This is a genomic window from Mesorhizobium sp. B2-3-12 (assembly GCF_006442205.1).
In the GTDB taxonomy this organism is placed as follows: Bacteria; Pseudomonadota; Alphaproteobacteria; order Rhizobiales; family Rhizobiaceae; genus Mesorhizobium.
In genome coordinates this window covers 162,790-177,038 of the sequence record NZ_VFVR01000009.1, presented here as the reverse complement: position 1 = coordinate 177,038, position 14,249 = coordinate 162,790, and the positions used below count along the sequence as shown (strand labels likewise).

General features: G+C 63.6%; 17 protein-coding genes. 10 read left to right on the top strand and 7 right to left on the bottom strand.

Going from position 1 to position 14,249, the window contains the following annotated elements:
- Nucleotides 1–166 precede the first annotated feature (166 nt).
- The 5 genes from FJ948_RS24080 to FJ948_RS24055 all read left to right on the top strand — a co-directional run bounded on the left by FJ948_RS24080 (nt 167) and on the right by FJ948_RS24055 (nt 5,353).
- Nucleotides 167–1,075 carry a Ku protein gene (locus FJ948_RS24080; protein ID WP_140708845.1) on the top strand — a complete coding sequence of 303 codons (909 nt, stop codon included), beginning with the start codon at nt 167–169 and terminating at the stop codon, nt 1,073–1,075.
- On the top strand, nt 1,072–2,229 hold the full coding sequence (locus tag FJ948_RS24075; protein WP_140708843.1) for a tetratricopeptide repeat protein: 1,158 nt from the start codon (nt 1,072–1,074) through the stop codon (nt 2,227–2,229). The genes FJ948_RS24080 and FJ948_RS24075 overlap by 4 nt, the downstream gene beginning before the upstream one ends.
- A 65-nt stretch (nt 2,230–2,294) precedes the next feature.
- Nucleotides 2,295–2,933 (top strand): alpha/beta family hydrolase, encoded by a 639-nt coding sequence (locus FJ948_RS24070; protein ID WP_140708841.1) that lies wholly within the window; start codon nt 2,295–2,297, stop codon nt 2,931–2,933.
- 306 nt (nt 2,934–3,239) lie between these two features.
- Nucleotides 3,240–4,010, top strand: a complete 771-nt coding sequence (locus FJ948_RS24060; protein ID WP_140708839.1) for an exodeoxyribonuclease III — start codon at nt 3,240–3,242, stop codon at nt 4,008–4,010.
- 149 nt (nt 4,011–4,159) lie between these two features.
- Nucleotides 4,160–5,353 carry a hypothetical protein gene (locus FJ948_RS24055; RefSeq protein ID WP_140708837.1) on the top strand — a complete coding sequence of 398 codons (1,194 nt, stop codon included), beginning with the start codon at nt 4,160–4,162 and terminating at the stop codon, nt 5,351–5,353.
- Here FJ948_RS24055 and FJ948_RS30465 read toward each other — a convergent pair whose 3' ends face one another.
- From FJ948_RS30465 to FJ948_RS24050, 3 genes are all read right to left on the bottom strand, one after another.
- Entirely contained in the window at nt 5,354–5,461 is a 108-nt protein-coding gene (locus FJ948_RS30465) for a putative RiPP precursor (protein WP_210242283.1), read from the bottom strand.
- A 259-nt stretch (nt 5,462–5,720) separates the two neighbouring features.
- A complete protein-coding gene (locus tag FJ948_RS30460) occupies nt 5,721–5,813 on the bottom strand; it encodes a putative RiPP precursor (protein ID WP_210242282.1) in 93 nt (30 codons plus the stop codon).
- A gap of 680 nt (nt 5,814–6,493) precedes the next feature.
- Nucleotides 6,494–7,234 carry a sulfotransferase family protein gene (locus FJ948_RS24050; protein WP_140708835.1) on the bottom strand — a complete coding sequence of 247 codons (741 nt, stop codon included), beginning with the start codon at nt 7,232–7,234 and terminating at the stop codon, nt 6,494–6,496.
- 214 nt (nt 7,235–7,448) lie between these two features.
- Between FJ948_RS24050 and FJ948_RS24045 the strand changes: the two genes are divergently transcribed.
- A complete protein-coding gene (locus tag FJ948_RS24045) occupies nt 7,449–7,694 on the top strand; it encodes an exopolysaccharide production repressor protein (protein ID WP_140708833.1) in 246 nt (81 codons plus the stop codon).
- Nucleotides 7,695–8,172: 478 nt separating this feature from the next.
- On the top strand, nt 8,173–8,472 hold the full coding sequence (locus FJ948_RS24040) for a DUF1236 domain-containing protein (protein WP_140708831.1): 300 nt from the start codon (nt 8,173–8,175) through the stop codon (nt 8,470–8,472).
- A gap of 80 nt (nt 8,473–8,552) precedes the next feature.
- Here the strand turns inward: FJ948_RS24040 and yghU are convergent, their stop codons facing one another.
- Nucleotides 8,553–9,419 carry a glutathione-dependent disulfide-bond oxidoreductase gene (gene yghU, locus FJ948_RS24035; RefSeq protein WP_140708829.1) on the bottom strand — a complete coding sequence of 289 codons (867 nt, stop codon included), beginning with the start codon at nt 9,417–9,419 and terminating at the stop codon, nt 8,553–8,555.
- A 227-nt stretch (nt 9,420–9,646) separates the two neighbouring features.
- On the opposite strand from yghU, the gene FJ948_RS24030 reads away from it, so the two are divergent.
- Entirely contained in the window at nt 9,647–10,552 is a 906-nt protein-coding gene (locus FJ948_RS24030; RefSeq protein WP_140708827.1) for a S1C family serine protease, read from the top strand.
- Between the two features lie 23 nt (nt 10,553–10,575).
- The gene (locus FJ948_RS24025) at nt 10,576–11,544 is read left to right on the top strand and encodes a LysR family transcriptional regulator (protein WP_140708826.1); all 969 of its coding nucleotides are present in this window, start codon (nt 10,576–10,578) and stop codon (nt 11,542–11,544) included.
- Between the two features lie 17 nt (nt 11,545–11,561).
- On the opposite strand, the gene FJ948_RS24020 is transcribed toward FJ948_RS24025, so the two are convergent.
- From FJ948_RS24020 to FJ948_RS24010, 3 genes are all read right to left on the bottom strand, one after another.
- Nucleotides 11,562–12,290, bottom strand: coding sequence for an SDR family oxidoreductase (locus FJ948_RS24020; RefSeq protein ID WP_140708824.1), 729 nt, complete (start codon nt 12,288–12,290; stop codon nt 11,562–11,564).
- Nucleotides 12,291–12,415: 125 nt separating this feature from the next.
- A complete protein-coding gene (locus tag FJ948_RS24015) occupies nt 12,416–12,805 on the bottom strand; it encodes a PIN domain-containing protein (protein WP_181173795.1) in 390 nt (129 codons plus the stop codon).
- Between the two features lie 312 nt (nt 12,806–13,117).
- Entirely contained in the window at nt 13,118–13,462 is a 345-nt protein-coding gene (locus FJ948_RS24010) for a VOC family protein (RefSeq protein WP_140708820.1), read from the bottom strand.
- A gap of 186 nt (nt 13,463–13,648) precedes the next feature.
- Between FJ948_RS24010 and FJ948_RS24005 the strand changes: the two genes are divergently transcribed.
- Entirely contained in the window at nt 13,649–14,248 is a 600-nt protein-coding gene (locus FJ948_RS24005) for a YdeI/OmpD-associated family protein (protein ID WP_140709100.1), read from the top strand.
- Nucleotide 14,249: the final 1 nt, after the last annotated feature.

Sequence of the window (14,249 nt, the reverse complement as noted above, 5' to 3'; positions counted from 1 at the left end):
GGGGTCGGTGTAGGATGTGCGCAGCCTTGTTCGTCCTACGGACGAAAAGCGCTGCAGAGAGCATGATCGAAAAGCGGGAACCGGTTTTCGCGGACAAACGGTTTCCGTTTGTCCAGAGATCATGCCCGAGCTAAAATGTCAGTGCGTGGCCGCGTAGGAGTTCATCATGGCGCCCAGGGCAAGTTGGAAGGGTTATCTCAAGCTTAGTCTCGTCAGCTGTCCGGTGCGGCTATACCCCGCCACCAGCGCCAGCGAACGCATCTCGTTCAATCAGCTGCACAAGAAGACCCATAACCGCATCAACATGAAGCCAGTCGATCCTGAACTCGGGCTCGTCGAGCGCGCGGATCTGGTCAAGGGCTACGAATACGAGGACAAGCAGTACATCATCATCGATGACACCGACCTCGACGCGGTGCGCATCGAATCCAACCACACGATGAACATCGAGGCTTTCGTCGACGAGGACGAGGTCGACGTCATCTACCAGGACGCGCCCTATTACATGGCGCCCGACGGGGCGATGGCGGAGGAGACCTTCGCCGTGTTGCGCGAGGCCATGCGCAAATCCGGCAAGCTCGCCATCGCCCGGCTGGTGCTGTCCAGCCGCGAGCGCGTGGTGACGATCGGCGCACGCGAGAACGGCATGTTCGTGTGTACGTTGAGGAACCCGAACGAAGTGCGCGGCACGGCAGAGTATTTCGGCAACATTCCGGCCGGCAAGCCTGACCCCGAAATGCTCCAGCTTGCCGAAGCGCTGATCAAGCAGAAGGAAACCACCTTCGACCCGAAGAACTACGAGGACCGCTACGAGGTCGCACTGATGACGATGATCCGCGAGAAGCTGAAGGGCCACAAGCCGATCATCGCGGCGGCACCGGAACGCGGCAATGTCATCAATTTGATGGATGCGCTGAAGGCCAGCCTGTCGCAGTCGAAGCCGCCGGCCAAGTCGAAGAGCAAGGCCGACGAGGCCGCCAAGCCCGCCGCCAAGAAGGCGGCCGCGGGCGGCGCTGCTCCTGAAAATCCGCTCAAGGCCAGTCTGCTCAAGGCGGTCGGCAAGAGCAAGAAATGACGGCATCAGCCGGCGCCGTCTTCGGCACGGTCGGCGCGCTGGCGGCGTTTCCGCTCCGGCTCGCGGCGCGCGAGGTGGAGCGTCAGCACGGCCATCTCAGGCGCGGCGTCAGCCGACGCACCACGCATGTCGTGTTCGGACGGACCTTGCTGGCCAAGGCTGGGTTGGTCAAAGCGGGGCTGGCCAAGGCGGGGCTGACCAAGGTTGGGCTGACCAAACACAGCGATAGCGAGATCGAACGCCGGCTCGACGCCGAGCGCGCCGCCGGTCGCGTTCTTATGAGCGAGAATGGGTTCCTGCGGCTGCTCGGGCTGATCAAAGCGCCCGGGGCGTCTTCGCTGTCGCGCCAGTCGCTGATCGACCAGTCCAGATTGTCCGGCGCCGATCTCGACCGGCTCAGCCTGTTCGATGCCTTCGAACATGATGGCGAGCCCTATTCCTTCCGGGACCTCATCCTGGCGCGCAAATATGCCGGGCTGATCGCCGGCGGCGCCACATGGGGCGCGATCGCGCGCTCCGTCCACCGCTCCGGTCCGGTCGCCTCGCTCACCGCCAAGTCGCTCAATGTCGGCTCGGCATTTGGCCGGCCCGACGCGATCTATCTCGACGGCGGCCAGAGCGAACTCGACGGGCAGCTGCTGTTCGATCTGGGCGCCGCCACGATCGGTGACGACACGCTGGAAGATCTGTTCGCCGAAGCTGAAGCGGCGGAGGAGGACGGTGACCATGACGGCGCCGCCGCGCTCTACCAGCGCTGCCTGGCGATCGACCCGACCGACGCCATCGCCGCCTTCAACCGCGCCAACTGTTTGCGCGGGGCCGGGCGCGTGGCGGAAGCCGCGCATGACTACGCCCGGGCGATAAAGCTCGACCCGGCCTTCGTCGAAGCCTGGTTCAACCTCGCCGGGCTGATGAGCGAGCAGGGCCGCGACGCCTCGGCGCGAAGGCATTTGCAGAAGGCGATCGCGCTGGACAGGACTTATGCCGATCCGGTGTTCAACCTGGCGCGGCTGGAGTTCGACGCCGGCAATTTGCCCGAGGCGCGGCGGCTCTGGGTGCGGTATCTCGAACTGGACGCGGAGTCGGAATGGGCCGGCGTGGCGGCCAGGGGCGTGCAGTTCGTGGATATGCAGTTGGCGAAGTCGGCCGGGTGAGGGTTCTTTCCTTCTCCCACAAGGGAGAAGGGGTCACCAACGTCGAGCGACCGGAGTTCTGTTCAATGACCAGCTTCCTCTTCGACGGCCACGACACCGCCCCCGTCACCATCCTGCTCGCGCATGGCGCGGGCGCCTCCATGGACTCTCCCTCGATGACCGCCACCGCCAAGGCGCTGGCCGCCGTGGGCTTTCAGGTCGCGCGCTTCGAGTTCCACTACATGGCGGCCCGCCGCTACGGCCAGCGCAAGCCGCCGCCGCGCGCGGAGACGGTGAACCCGGAATACATCAAGGCGATCGCCGATCTCCGGGCGAGGGGCGTGACGGGCAAGCTGATCATCGGCGGCAAGTCGATGGGCGGGCGCGTCGCCTCGATGGTCGCCGACGAAATGTCAGCCAAGGGCGAGATCGCTGGCCTGCTGTGCCTCGGCTATCCCTTCCATCCGCCCGGCAAGCCCGAGCAGCTGCGAACCAAACATCTGTTGGGGCTGAAGACGCCGACGCTGATATTTCAGGGCACGCGCGACGAATTCGGTGCGCCGGACGAAGTGGCCGGTTATGGCCTTTCCGATGCGATCGAAGTGATCTGGCTGGAGGACGGCGACCACGATCTGAAACCGCGCAAGAGTGTGTCGGGGTTTTCGACGGCGGGTCATTTCAAGACCGTGGCGGAGACGGTGAAGGCTTGGGTGGGTAGGGTTTAGGAGAGCGCGCCGCGGGCTTTCGCATTTTCCCGGACGTTGGCGCCGCCCCTCATTGCCCTGCCGGGCATTTCTCCCCGTATAGTGACGGGGAGAAAGACGCTGTCATGGCCGCTTTCGCCAATCGCCGACATTGCAGGAAGGTCGCGGCGTTGCCGGCAGCTCCCTTCTCCCCGTCACTATACGGGAGAAGGTGCCGGCAGGCGGATGAGGGGCAGCACTGACGTTGGTCATATTGGCTGCCAACGCCCAGGCGCCGCATCCGGCCGCTCTCTTGCTCCCCACCTCAGCTTCCTGCTTCATGCACCGATGAAAATCGCCACCTTCAACATCAACAACATCAACAGCCGGCTCGAAAACCTTCTGGCCTGGCTGGCGGCGGCGAAGCCCGATGTCGTGTGCCTGCAGGAATTGAAGGCGCGCGACACGCAGTTTCCGCGCACCGCACTTGCCGATGCCGGCTATGGCGCGGTGTGGAAGGGCGAGCCGACCTGGAATGGCGTCGCGATCCTGGCGCGGGGGGCCGAACCGGTGCTGACGCGCGATGCCTTGCCGGGCGACGATGCCGACCGGCAGAGCCGCTATATCGAGGCGGCGGTGAACGGTATCGTCATCGCCTGCCTTTACGCGCCCAACGGCAATCCGCAGCCGGGGCCGAAATTCGCCTACAAGCTCGCCTGGCACGCGCGGCTGGAGGCGCATGCGGCACAACTCTTCGACACCGGCCTGCCGGTGGTGCTTGCCGGCGACTACAATATCGTGCCCGAGCCGCGCGACATCTACGCCACCCGCTCCTATGACGACAACGCGCTGGTGCAGCCGGAAAGCCGCGCCGCCTTCGCCGCGCTGCTCGATCAAGGCTGGACCGATGCGTTGCGCAAGAAATATCCGAAGGAGACGCTCTACACCTTCTGGGATTACCGCCGGAACCGCTGGCCGCGCGACGCCGGATTGAGGCTCGACCACATTCTGCTGTCGAAGACGTTGGCGCGGCGGCTGAAGGGGGCGGGGATAGACCGAGAGGTGCGCGGGCAGGACGGCGCCAGCGACCATGCGCCGGTCTGGGTGGAATTGGGGTGAGGCATGTCACGCCTGCCGGGCATTAACCGCGTGCTACCCTTTTGCGCGGGGCACCCGTCGGGCTAAGCTGGATCGGATCGGCAAGGGGGCTGCTTGATGAATTGCATTTCTGACAAGTGGCGAGCGGCCGCCAGCGAAGCCGGTCCGCCATGAGTAATCCCGCTCTTGTCGGCCTCCTTGTCGCGGCGCTGGCGATCATTGCCGCCGCCGTCGCAGTGATCTGGCTGTTGCGGCGGCGGCACCTCAGCCGCCGAGCGTTGCGCCGGGCCAACCCCGCCAACGACTATGCGGTGCGCACCGACTGGAGCCGCAGCACGGGCACCGTCAACTATTCGTCCTTCGTCTATTTCGATGTCGACCGCGACGGCAGCTACGGCGTGGCCGACCGGCCGATGGCCGGCATCATGGTGCGGCTGTTCGACGGGCAGGGCGGCTTCGTCGCGTCGTCGAGGACGAACAATGCCGGCTATGCCAATTTCACCATGTCGACGTCGGCGGTGAAGGCCGCATTGCGCTTGCCCGGCGCCTACCGGTTCTCGGTTTCGGTGCCGCCGGGCTGGCGCTCGCCCAGCGCCAACGACACGCAGTCGATGCAGTTCGAGCTGGCGCCCGGCTCACCCGCCGGGCTGGTGTCGCGGGATCTGCCACGCCCGGTCGGGCTGGCGCCGGTGCGCACCCTGGCCGGCAGGATGGCGGCGGCCGACAGCGCGACCCTATCGGTGATGGCGAACGGGCAGGTGCTGGAGCGCCACACGCTGGCGCCGGCTTTGGCCTTTCGCTTCGAGCTTGCCGGCGAGGCCGACATGGTGGTGATCAGCGGCGGCGGGCTCGACCGCCGGCTGGCGCTGTCGCCTTACCCGACCGATCTCGGGCTGCTTTCGCCCCGAGCCCTGGCCGACGAGGCGGCGGCGCGTATGATCGGCTTCGACGACGTCACCGGGCGTGGCTTCCGCAAGATCCCATGCGGCCATGCCGGGCTCGACTGGCGCAATCTGAACGCCATGGCGAAGGACCACACCAAGGACAGCGAGGGCTATGTCAACGGCAATGTCTCGGGCGACCACGTCGCCTATACAAGCAGCGGCTATCCGGCCGAGTTCAGCCGCGAGACGCCATTCGGCTTCCACTCGGTGCTGCTTAGTGTTGCGTGGCTGAAGGCGGAAGGGGAAACGGCGCTGATCGAAAGCTGGCTCGGCGACCGGTTGGTCGCCAGCGATGAAGTGGTGCTGTCGGCGCTCACGCCGCTGCACTACGCGCCGATGCTTGGAGAAGTCACCCGCGTCCGTCTCTCGACGAAACATACCTGGCAAATGGTCGTGGACGACCTGGTGCTGGCCGGCTGATCAGGTGGGCGGCGATTTTGAGATCACCACCGTGCCGTTGGTCCCGGCCGTGATCAATTTCAGATTGCCCTTCCTGATCAGAGCGGGCCGTTCATAAAGCTTCTTCATGATGCAGGCTCTCCACTATATCCCGTTAGGAGTGTGCCATAGCGTTGCCTGCTGTCAATGTCTCGACGGGATGGTTCAAGCCATACCGATCGCGACCGTGACAAATCGGACACTGGTACTTTATCGGGCTCGTTGAAGGGTCCGTAATTAATCTCGGCGCTCACGCGCCGCCCAAATGCCTGGAGCGATATACCGCCTGCACACTTTGAAGAGTGCTGTTGGAAAATGGTCCCGAGTGCCCTGACGCCGACCTGCTGACCTATTCCGGGAGCACCGGCGGCGAGGCCGTAGCCACGATAGACTTCAGATTGCCCTTCTTGACCAGGACGGGCCGTTCATAAACCTTCTTCATGATCAAAAGCTCTCCCCTATATATCGCCATCATCGTGACACATCTTGGTTCTCTGTCAATGTTGCATTGTAGCAATCGGGAACATGTCGAGGAACCGCCGGATCATCTCCGCAGCCTGATCAAGCAGAGACCGGTGATCGAAGGCGATGGAGTGGGCAGCGCTTTGCGCGCCGAGCGCCTGGCCGACGCGGACGGGGGGCGCATTGTTGGGGTGTGCTCGGCGCCCGCGTCAACCAGGGCGGCTCGTACCGCCGCAAGAGCACCATCGCACATCGCATGCCGGCCGAAACTTCCGCGAAAGCGGAATAGGCAAGGGTGGCGAGGTCCGGCATTCTAGCCGGGCATGATCGGCCAACCGCCAGGCGGGCGTTGTGGGCATGGCGATGCTCGGTATGGAAAGTGTTGGAGCCTCTTTACCGACCGGGCCTGAGTGCCGCGGATCGAACCGTGCGGTTTTCCTTGTAGGACCAAGGTCTTGGGGTGTGCGCGCAAAGGTCCGAGAGGCCCTCTTCGGTTCCGGCAATGTCCATTGGACGTTCCGCTATTTTATCCAATCAATATGTAACGATCCGTCTCGCCTGAAGGTTGAGAGGGGGCAAAAGCCTGCCAGGATAGGCATGGGCCGGTGACCGCCCGGCAGGGAAGGCAAGCGCAAAATTGCGAGAAAGCCGCGGCTGCCCTTACCCCAGCCACCACCACAATGCCGCGATCGCCGCCGCGATGGCCGCCGCCGTCAGCCCCAGCATGATGTAGGAGCCCTTGATGATGTCGCGGATGATCTTCTTGATCGTTTCGCGGTCGTTCAGGTTTGGGAAGGGTTCGTTCGGCTGCGCCACGTCGAGGAAATGGCAGAGCGGGCCCCAGCCTTCGCTGACCTTGAAGACTAGCAATTTTTCCGGCGGCACGGCTGCCTTCACTTCGTCGACATAGGCGTTATAGCGGGCTACCGCCTTGTCACGGTCGCCCATGACACCGGCCAGCGTGCGGCCCCAGACCAGCTTACTCGACATGTCGCCGAACTTGCGGCCGAACGGCGTCAGCCATTCCAGGATCTTGAACTGCCAGACGTTCTTGGTGAAGTAAATCGTATCTATGGTGCTTTCATACCAGGCTTCGGCGCCGCGCGGGTGGAGCGTAAGCAGCACCTTGGCATCGGGATAGGAAGCCATCAATTCCTTCCAGACGCAGCAGCCTGGATTGTCGACGGTGGCGGTATAGTTGGCGAACACGCGGTTCCAGTCGTGCTGGGAGCCGGGCGGGCTGTTGGCCACCTTGCGCCAGAAATCGAGATGGCCCTTATTGGCCTTGTTTATAATCACTTCCTGCATGTGGTAGCAGGGCAGGCCGAGCTTGTTCAACGCGGCAAAGGTCGACCATGTGCCGGTGCGGCCGAAACCGACCCCGATAAGCTTGAGCGTCATATTCAATCCCCACCGGACTTCTTTTCCCGCATATCGCGGTTCGCGAGCATCAAACTGCTCCTGTCGGCGCCGCCCCGTAATAAACTTCTACATGGAGGCCCAGCCGGACGCCATACTTGCGTAATTGCTAAAATAATGGAAGCCTGTGCGCGGGTGTGGTGTTTGGGCAGGGGAGTCGCCGGGACCGAAACGGGTTCGGCGATCTTGAAGGTCGATGTATTTTGGGCCATTTCTCGTCGGGATGTCGGCGACCACGATCCTTGTCGCGGTGTGGACCTATATTGCCACCGGGTCGTTGTGGGTGGCGCTTGCGTGGACGGTGGTGGTCCTGGTCGTGCTGCAGGTCGGCTACTTCGTGCTCGTCGTGGGGTTGATCTACAGGCGCGCGCAAGACGCCGCGATTAGCCCGGATGCAGTCAACCCGGTGCCGCCGCTCCATCGGGACGGCGTCCGGTTCTAGCGAAGAGTTCGTACTCCAGCAGCATGTCGAGCGTTGCGCCCCTTCCGCCAAATCGCGTCGGCATGGTGGAACGAAGCCGCGGTGCGTGCGTTTTCCTGCCGCGACCGGTGAGGCGCCACCTCCACCGATCCATTGAAGCCCGCTCTGCTCCCGGCAGGGCGGGCTTTTTTGAAGGCCGGTAGAGCATTTGGAACGACACTCTTCGCTATACGTAGTTGTTGCTAAGGAGCGGATGATCCAGACGAAGGCTGCATTGCTTGTGCTGCAAAGCGCTGATGCTTTTTGCTATTCCTGAAACGGGAAGAAGTTCTGGCTGGCATGAAAATCATGTCAGTGATTATCTTCGCATGCATGCATAACAAAATGTGGCATGTTTCTGGTTTCTCGCCGCACTTATTTCACAAGCAGCAATGGAACCTCCGAGTTGCGTGGGAGTTCTTTCCGAGGCGGAGCGAAATATCCAATCATGGAGGTTGTTATGAAACATTATCTTACGAGTGCCGCGGCTGCGATCGTCCTGTTGGGCGGCGTGGGTGCCGCCATGGCGGACACCATCGTTGTGCAGCCGGAACAGGAGACGGTCGTTCGCGAATACGTCAAGAAGGAGCCGCTGGCGTCGGTGAATCTGTTGGGCGTGGAGCTCAAGCTGGGTTCGTCGGTACCGGACAAGGTCGAACTGCGTGAAGTTCCCAACGTCAAGTACCGCGTCGCGGTGATCAACGATCAGACCGTACTGGTCGACCCCGACACCCGTCAGATCGTTGAAGTTCTTCACTGATCCGTCTCATGCGAAGCAAAAAGCCCATCACCGGTCGGACCGGTGATGGGCTTTTGTTTTGACGCCCACCAAGGTGGAATTTATTCGGCGGCCAGCTTGTCCTGCGTCTTCGTATCGAAATCGCTGGCGTCATGGCGTTCGTGCAACTGCATGGCCGGTTCGCCGAAGGCGCGATTGACCATGCGGCCGCGCTTTACCGCGGGGCGTTCATCGATCGCCTTTGCCCAGCGCTGCACGTTCTTGTACTCCTGCACCGACAGGAAATCGGCGGAATCATTGTACATCCGGCCGAGCGCCAGCCCGCCATACCAGGGCCAGACCGCCATGTCGGCGATCGAATAATCCTTGCCGCCGAGATAGTCGGTTTCGGCCAGCCGGCGATCGAGCACGTCCATCTGGCGCTTCACCTCCATCGAGAAGCGGTCGATGGCATATTCGAACTTTTCCGGCGCATAGGCGTAGAAATGGCCGAAGCCGCCTCCGAGATAGGGCGCCGAGCCCATCTGCCAGAACAGCCAGGACAGCACTTCCGCCCGCGCCGGCTGTTCGACGGGCAGGAATTCGCCGAATTTCTCGGCGAGATAGACCAGGATCGAGCCGGATTCGAAGATGCGCACCGGGGTGCCGCCGCTGTGGTCCATCATCGCGGGGATCTTGGAATTGGGATTGACCTCGACAAAACCGCTGCCGAACTGATCGCCATCGTTGATGCGGATCAGCCATGCGTCGTATTCGGCGCCCTTGTGGCCAAGCGCGAGCAGTTCCTCGAGCATCACCGTCACCTTGACGCCGTTCGGCGTCGCCAGCGAATAAAGCTGCAACGGGTGCTTGCCGACGGGCAGGTCCTTGTCATGCGTCGGACCGGCTATCGGGCGGTTGATGCTGGCAAATGTGCCACCATTGGCCTTGTTCCAGGTCCATACTTTCGGCGGGGTGTAATCGGTCATGCGGGGCCTCGGGATGGCGGGGAGGAAGAATGGGGTTAGGCAGATACGCTAGAACTAGGGTGGGGGAGCGGGAAGTTCAACTTGCGTTGAACTATTGTCGATGTCAGCACGGACGTCGGATCTTCTTCTCCCACAAGGGGAGAAGGCAAGCGCCACCCCTTGCGCCTTCCTCTCAGCGGCATACCTATAGAGGAAGCCGCCGGGCATTCGCATCGCAGGACAAAACCATGACCACCAATCCCAATCCGCGCTCCGTGGTTGCCGTGCGAGCGACCGTTCCCGACGATGCCTTCACGGCCGGGGCGCTGGGCACGCTTAGGGAAGGCAGCGGCGTCGTCATCAGGGATGACGGGTTGGTGCTGACCATCGGCTATCTCATCACCGAGGCGGAGGAAGTCTGGCTGACCGCGCATGACGGCCGCGTCATCCCCGCGCACGCGCTGGCTTACGACCAGGAATCGGGCTTCGGCCTCGTCCAGGCGCTGGCGCCGACCGGCCTGCCGGCCGTGGCGCTCGGCGATGCCGGCAAGGCCAGGATCGGCGACGCGGTTGTGCTTGCCGACGGCATCGGCCGGGCGGTCGAGGCCAAGATCGTCACCAAGCAGGAATTCGCCGGCTATTGGGAGTATCTGCTCGACGAAGCGATCTTCATCGCGCCGGCCCATCCATCCTGGGGCGGTGCGCCCTTGTTCAGCGCCGAGGGCGCGCTGCTCGGCATCGGTTCGCTGCGCCTGCAGATGAGCCGCGCCGGCGAGGTCGCCGACATCAACATGGTGGTGCCCATCGACCTGTTGCCGCCGATCCTCGACGATTTGCTGACGCGCGGCCAGGTGGCCAAGCCGCCGCGTCCGTGGCTCGGCGCGCTGTCGGCCGAAAGCGACGGCAAGGTGGTGGTGATGAGCGTGACCGAAGGCGGCCCCGCCGCCAAGGCCGGCCTGCGCGAAGGCGACGTCATTTCGGAGGTGCGCGACGGCGCGGTCGACGGGCTCGCCGATTTCTATCGCAAACTGTGGGAAAGCGGCTCGGCCGGGGCCGAGATCCCGATGCGGGTGGTGCGCGACGGCCGCGAAACCTGGCTGCGCGTCAAGTCCGCCGACCGCGGCAGCTTTTTGAAGAAGCCGCAGCTGCAATAGGGCGGGGCGATTTCGGCCAGGCGATGCATCCAAGACTGCTCAAGACCTTCCTCGCGGTGGCGCTGAGCCGCAACGTCACGCGCGCCGCCGAGGCGGTGCACCTCGCCCAGTCGAGCGTCAGCGACCAGATCCAGTCGCTGGAGGCCGAACTTGGGACTGCGTTGTTCACGCGCTTGAAGTCAGGCCTGGAACTGACGCCGGCGGGGCTGGCGCTGAAGCCCATCGCCGAGGAACTGCTGCGGCTCGATGGCGAGGCGCGTGCCGCCGTTCAGGCGGCAGCGGAGCAGACCAGCGGCGCGCTGACCATCGGCGCGCTGGAAACGATCGCCTCGGTCCGGCTGGCGCCCTGGCTGCCGGGGTTCCAGGCGAGCCATCCCGACATCGCCGTGCGGTTGAAAGTGGCTGATAGCGGCGCGCTGCTGCGCCAGCTCGAGGATGGCGACATCGACGTCGCCTTCTGTTTCGATCGCCGCGACGTTTCGAACGACGGCGCCGATCAACGCTTCGCCAGGCACATGATAGCGGCCGAACCGCTCGTACTTGTCGCCGCGCCGGGGCAGAACTTGGCTCCATGCGACCTGGCCGCGCTTGCGGCAAGGCGTTTCGTGGCAACGGAGCCTGGATGCATCTACCGGCACATGTTCGACACCGCCTTTGCCGAAGCGGGCATCGGCGCGCCGGAACTCGCCGCCGAAGTCGGCAGCATTGGCGCCATCGCGCGGCTGGTAGCGGCCGGCTCGGGGCTCGGCCTCGTTCCACGTCTGGCCGTCAGCGACGCGCTGGCGCGTGGTGATCTCACCGAACTGACATGGCCCGGTGAGATGCGGACGGCGCCACTGACGATGATCTGGCGGCGCCGGCGCGTCCAACCGCCGGCACTCCGGCAATTTCTCGCCGCCGCGCGCGAAACGCTGGCGCCCCAACGGGTGGGGGCCGATTCAGGTCTTGAATCGGCGAACCGCGCCAAGGTCTTGTTTCCAAACAATTCCTGAGCGGGCGGCGCTTCTGCCTAGGCGAGGCGATGCCCGCCCTCCACATGCAGCGTCGTTCCGGTCGTAAAACCATTGCCGATCAGGAACAAAATCGCGTCGGCGATATCGTCGGGCTGGCCGATCCTGCCGACGGGCAGGCGCTCGGCCATCGCCGCCAGCGTCTCGGCCTTCCTGTCGCCGGCAACCTGCGCCCAGATTTCGGTGTCGACCCAGCCGGGCGAGACGGCGTTGACGCGGATCGGCGCGAGCTCTATCGCCAGCGCCCGCACCAGCCCTTCGAGCGCCGCATTGACGGCGGCGACGACCGAGCCGCGCGCCGCCGGCCGATAGGCGGCAATGCCGGAGACGAAGCTCATCGAGCCGGCCGCCGCCAGCCGTGGCGCGCCATGCTTGGCGAGCAGCAACGGGCCGAAGAGCTTGCCGTCGACCACGCGTTGCGCCGCCTTGAGGTCGAGTTCAGGCAGCAGCCCATAGGCGCCTTCGATGTCGGCGGCGGTGCTGACGATGTGATCGAGGCCGCCGATCCCTGCGAACAACGCGGCGACCTGATCTTCCCGCGTGATGTCGACGACGGCCACGTCCAGGCCGGCGGGATTGCCCAGCGCCTCGCATGCCCGCCGCAGCCTGTCCTCGCCGCGCCCGGCGATGGTGACGTCCGCACCGGCCTCGACACAGCGTCTGGCCAACGCCAGCCCCATGCCGGAGCCGCCGCCGACGATCAGGATCTTTTGGTTGGAAGTGCTCATATCCGCTCTGCCTTTGTCTGGATGGACACGGGCAGGGGATTGGCAGGTCGGTGTGGAAAGCGGAAACGGAAGAAACCGATGGTGCTATCGGAGATGCCGATGGATTGGTGAGGGGCAGGGGGAGGTCAGCAGTCGAGGATTTGCAGATAGTCCGGCGCGGCAAGCCCTCGCATCACGCCGTCTCGCGTCATGATCGGAATCTTGCGCACCCGAGCGGTGGCGATAAGATAGCAGTCACCAGGGTCTTTGTGCGCCGTCGCAGTGACCACGGCGGCTGCTTCGATGGCTATCCGCTGTTTGATTGGAATGATCTTCGCGGCTGTGGCTTCGACAGCTGCTGAAAACCAGCGCGCAGGAGAATTGGCGCCAAGATCGGGCGGATTCTTATGGGCAGGCTTTCGCGCGGCGATTGCCAACTCCCACGCTGTGATAGGCGAGACATAAAGGGTGCCGGTCTCTTGGTTTTCGCCGATGGTTATCAGCGCATCGTTCGAAAGCGGTTCTGTCTCGCTCACCACCAATAGAGAACATGTGTGTCGAGCAGAATGCCCGGCACGGGTCAGCCTTTGGCCGCGTGTTTCGAAACTTGAGAACCGCCCTTGAGGGCTTGCTCGGCGATAGGCTTCGTCAGGTCTACGCTCTTCTTGATCGCGAACTTGCTACCTTTCAGCGATCCGGCGCCACGGACAACCACCGACTTTCCCGTCTTCGCGTTGCGGACTGTTAGACTTGATGATGCTGCGCTTGTCTTGGCCATGCGCTACATATAGCGAATTCTGAATGCCTGGACGAGAGGGCTTCTTTAGAAGATTGCACGCTTTTCCGCCCTATTCCCGCTTGGCACTCGCAAGCACCACGAGATTCCCGTCGGGATCACGCATGCGCATGATCCAGAAATGGTCGGCTTCCTCGATCGGGCCTGGGTCGAGGCCTGCATCGACCAGTCTCCGCCGCTCGGGCGCCAGCGGCAGCACGCCGAGCGTCAGCGTCGAGGTGCCGGCTTTTTCCTTGTCCTCGAACAGTTGCACTTCCGCGCTTTCCGTGAACTGCCATTCGGCGAGGCCGGGCATCGGCCGGCGCAATGGCGGCTTGCCGAAGAGCTTTTCATACCAGCCGATGCTGGGCTCGAGATCGGAGCAACTGACATGGGCGAAAACGGTTTGGATCGCCATCGGGACCTCCACGGATTGCACTCCAGTCGCAACGCGGCGATGGTTGGTGCGTTCCAGGCGAGGGCAGGGTTCCGCTGCTGACGAAAATTGGCAGTGGGCCATGCCATGATGCCGGGAGCTGAAACGAGGCCGGAGGCAGATGACAGTGACGCCAGCGACTACGGCACCGAACTGGCAGGCCCACTGATGGCGCCGGTCAAGGTCGATCCCGACAAGGTCAGGGAATTCCCCGACGCGGACAGTTTTTACACCTGGCTCGGCCAGCACCACGCCACGGAAACCGAGGTGTGGATCAAGGTGCACAAGGTGGGGTCGGGCCTGAAATCGATCACGCCAAAGGAAGCGATCGACGTCGTGCTGTGCTTCGGCTGGATCGACGCGGTGCGCAAGGGGCTGGACGAGAACAGTTTTCTCCAGCGCTACACGCCGCGCGGCAAGAAGAGCATCTGGAGCAAGATCAATGTCGACAATGTCGCGCGCCTCGTCGAGGAGGGCCGCATGACCGCGCATGGGCTGGCCCAAGTCGAGGCGGCCAAGGCCGACGGGCGCTGGGCGCGCGCCTATGGCAGCGGCAAGGAGATGGAAATCCCAAGCGATTTGCAGGCGGCGATCGACGCCGAGCCGGCGGCGAAGGCGATGCTCGAAAAACTCAGCGCGCAGAACCGCTTCTCGCTTGCCTTCCGCACCCACTACATGAAGACCGAGGCTGGCCGCAAGAAGAAGATCGAGACCTTCGTGGCGATGCTGATGCGCGGCGAGACGATCTATCCGCAGGGGAAGAAGTAGA

What these genes read in the sequence shown, in the direction of transcription:
- FJ948_RS24080 (WP_140708845.1), top strand. Translation starts at nt 167, where the DNA reads ATGGCGCCCAGGGCAAGTTGGAAGGGTTATCTCAAGCTTAGTCTCGTC.
- FJ948_RS24075 (WP_140708843.1), top strand. Translation starts at nt 1,072, where the DNA reads ATGACGGCATCAGCCGGCGCCGTCTTCGGCACGGTCGGCGCGCTGGCG.
- FJ948_RS24070 (WP_140708841.1), top strand. Translation starts at nt 2,295, where the DNA reads ATGACCAGCTTCCTCTTCGACGGCCACGACACCGCCCCCGTCACCATC.
- FJ948_RS24060 (WP_140708839.1), top strand. Translation starts at nt 3,240, where the DNA reads ATGAAAATCGCCACCTTCAACATCAACAACATCAACAGCCGGCTCGAA.
- FJ948_RS24055 (WP_140708837.1), top strand. Translation starts at nt 4,160, where the DNA reads ATGAGTAATCCCGCTCTTGTCGGCCTCCTTGTCGCGGCGCTGGCGATC.
- FJ948_RS30465 (WP_210242283.1), bottom strand. Translation starts at nt 5,461, where the DNA reads ATGAAGAAGCTTTATGAACGGCCCGCTCTGATCAGGAAGGGCAATCTG.
- FJ948_RS30460 (WP_210242282.1), bottom strand. Translation starts at nt 5,813, where the DNA reads ATGAAGAAGGTTTATGAACGGCCCGTCCTGGTCAAGAAGGGCAATCTG.
- FJ948_RS24050 (WP_140708835.1), bottom strand. Translation starts at nt 7,234, where the DNA reads ATGACGCTCAAGCTTATCGGGGTCGGTTTCGGCCGCACCGGCACATGG.
- FJ948_RS24045 (WP_140708833.1), top strand. Translation starts at nt 7,449, where the DNA reads ATGTATTTTGGGCCATTTCTCGTCGGGATGTCGGCGACCACGATCCTT.
- FJ948_RS24040 (WP_140708831.1), top strand. Translation starts at nt 8,173, where the DNA reads ATGAAACATTATCTTACGAGTGCCGCGGCTGCGATCGTCCTGTTGGGC.
- yghU (WP_140708829.1), bottom strand. Translation starts at nt 9,419, where the DNA reads ATGACCGATTACACCCCGCCGAAAGTATGGACCTGGAACAAGGCCAAT.
- FJ948_RS24030 (WP_140708827.1), top strand. Translation starts at nt 9,647, where the DNA reads ATGACCACCAATCCCAATCCGCGCTCCGTGGTTGCCGTGCGAGCGACC.
- FJ948_RS24025 (WP_140708826.1), top strand. Translation starts at nt 10,576, where the DNA reads ATGCATCCAAGACTGCTCAAGACCTTCCTCGCGGTGGCGCTGAGCCGC.
- FJ948_RS24020 (WP_140708824.1), bottom strand. Translation starts at nt 12,290, where the DNA reads ATGAGCACTTCCAACCAAAAGATCCTGATCGTCGGCGGCGGCTCCGGC.
- FJ948_RS24010 (WP_140708820.1), bottom strand. Translation starts at nt 13,462, where the DNA reads ATGGCGATCCAAACCGTTTTCGCCCATGTCAGTTGCTCCGATCTCGAG.
- FJ948_RS24005 (WP_140709100.1), top strand. Translation starts at nt 13,649, where the DNA reads ATGGCGCCGGTCAAGGTCGATCCCGACAAGGTCAGGGAATTCCCCGAC.